Annotated in this window: 2 protein-coding genes; both read left to right on the forward strand. The window is 71.0% G+C overall.

Annotation, left to right across the window (positions count from 1 at the left end; all coding sequences use genetic code 11):
• On the forward strand, positions 1–1,611 hold a 1,611-nt coding region (locus CF68_RS19760), incomplete at its 5' end, for an intermembrane transport protein PqiB (RefSeq protein WP_084187342.1).
• Positions 1,608–2,213: a membrane integrity-associated transporter subunit PqiC gene (locus tag CF68_RS19765; protein ID WP_035821980.1), complete on the forward strand. Its 606-nt coding sequence runs from the start codon at positions 1,608–1,610 to the stop codon at positions 2,211–2,213. The genes CF68_RS19760 and CF68_RS19765, both read left to right, overlap by 4 nt.
• Positions 2,214–2,283 lie beyond the last annotated feature (70 nt).

Raw genomic sequence — 2,283 nt, forward strand, 5'->3', positions numbered from 1 at the left:
CCGCCGGCACCGCCGGGCCTGCCGCGGCCCGAACGCCGGCGCCGCGCGCGCTGGCTGCCCTCGCTGGTCTGGCTGATCCCGATCGTGGCCGCGGTGGTGGGCATCTCGCTGCTGGTGCATACGCTGACCTCGCGCGGGCCGGAGATCACCGTCACCTTCCGCACGGCCGAAGGCCTGACGCCCGGCAAGACGGCGGTGCGCTACAAGGACGTCGACATCGGGCTGGTCAAGTCGGTGCGGCTGGCGCGCGACCGCTCGCACGTGGTGGCGTCGATCGACCTGACCAAGGATGCCGAGAACTTCGCCGTGGCCGACACCCGCTTCTGGGTGGTGCGCCCGCGCTTTGCGGCCAGCGGCGTGTCGGGGCTGGAGACGCTGCTGTCGGGTGCCTATATCGGCGTGGATGCGGGCAAGTCGCAGGACTCCGCGCGCGACTTCAAGGGGCTGGAAGTGCCGCCGGTGGTGACCACCGATGCCTCCGGCAAGCAGTTCGTGCTGCGCGCCTCCGAGCTGGGCTCGCTCGATATCGGCTCACCGGTCTACTACCGGCGCGTGCTGGTGGGCCAGGTGGTGGCTTACCAGCTCGATCCCAACGGGCGCGACCTCACGCTGCGCGTGTTCGTCAACAAGCCCTATGACAAGCTGGTCACCGCCGACACGCGCTTCTGGCATGCCAGCGGCGTCGACCTGAAGCTCGATGCCGGCGGGCTCAAGCTGTCGACCCAGTCGCTGGTGACGGTGCTGCTGGGCGGCGTCGCCTTCCAGGCGCCGGACCACACCACCGCCACCGACGCCGCGGCAGAGAACACGCAGTTCCTGCTGGCCAACGACCAGACCGAGGCGATGAAGGAGCCGGAGGAACTGGCGCCCACGCTGGCGGTGCTCAATTTCGACCAGTCCGTGCGCGGGCTGTCGCCGGGCGCACCGGTGGACTTCCGCGGCGTGATCGTGGGCCAGGTGCGTTCGATCGGCATCGAGTACCAGCGCGACAAGAAAGCGTTCCGCATGCCCGTGGTGGTGGAGCTGTACCCGTCGCGCATGGGCTTCCGCGAACGCGATGTCGAAGACCGCGAGCGCGCGCGCAAGATCATCCAGGGCCTGCTGCAGCGTGGCATGCGCGCGCAGCTGCGCACCGGCAACCTGCTCACCGGCCAGCTGTACGTGGCGCTCGACTTCTTCCCGAAGGCGCCGCCGGCCAAGGTCGACCTGGACGCGCCGATTCCTGAGTTCGCCACTACCCCGGGCACCTTCGACCAGATCCAGGCGCAGGTCGGCGACATCGTCAACCGCATCGACAAGGTGCCGTTCGACCAGATCGGCCAGGACCTGCGCACCACGGTGGCCAGCCTGAACAAGACGCTGGCAACCGCCGACAAGCTGGTGCAGCAGCTCAACGGCGACGTCGCGCCGCAGGTGCTGGCCGCGCTGCAGGATGCGCGCAAGACGCTGACTGCAGCCAACGGCACGCTGGCCTCGGACGCGCCGCTGCAGCAGGACACGCGCCGCATGCTGCAGGAGCTGACGCGCACCGCCACGTCGCTGCGCACGCTGACCGATTACCTCGAACGCCACCCTGAAGCGCTGCTGCGCGGCAAGCCGGAGCAACAATGATGAAGCGCCTTTCTATCACCAGCCTCGTCGCCGGCGCGCTGGCCGCGGCCGTGCTGGCCGGGTGCGCCTCGCCCGAGCCGCGCTACTACACGCTGGCGCAGGGCGCGGTCGCGCCGCTGCCGGCGACGACGACCCCGGCATCGACCAACACGCTATGGCTGGAAGTCGCGCCGGTGCGCGTGCCGGAGCGGCTCAACCGCCCGCAACTGGTGGTGCGCGATGGCGGCGATGCCGGCCTGCGCCTGCTGGACCTGGCGCGCTGGTCCGCGCCGCTGCCCGACGAGCTGCGCGACGCGCTGTCGCAACGCCTGCAGGCCACGCTGGGCGCGGTCGACACCTACCAGCAGGGGATGTCGGACGTGCAGCCGCTGTACCGGATCACCACGGAAGTGCTGCGCCTGGATGCCGACGTGGGCCAGCGTGCCGGCGCCACCATCAACTGGACCGTGCGGCGGCTGCCGGACGGCAAGGTGGTCAGCGGCCGCACGCAGGCAGAGCTGCCGGCGCCGGGCGCGGTCGATGGCGTCGTGGCGGCGTACCGCGAGATTGTGGCCAGCACGGCGGCCGATATCGCGGCCGGGGTACAGTCGCTGCGGCCTTAGGGCTCCCTAATCGTCGCCCCACACCGCCGTGTCGCGCTCGCGGCGCGCGGCCGCTTCAGCGGCCCGCCGG

The sequence above is a fragment of the Cupriavidus sp. SK-4 genome (genome assembly GCF_000611125.1).
GTDB classification, from domain to species: Bacteria; Pseudomonadota; Gammaproteobacteria; order Burkholderiales; family Burkholderiaceae; genus Cupriavidus; species Cupriavidus necator.

Coding starts and splice junctions, on each gene's coding strand:
- CF68_RS19765 (WP_035821980.1), top strand. CDS start 1,608: ATGATGAAGCGCCTTTCTATCACCAGCCTCGTCGCCGGCGCGCTGGCC.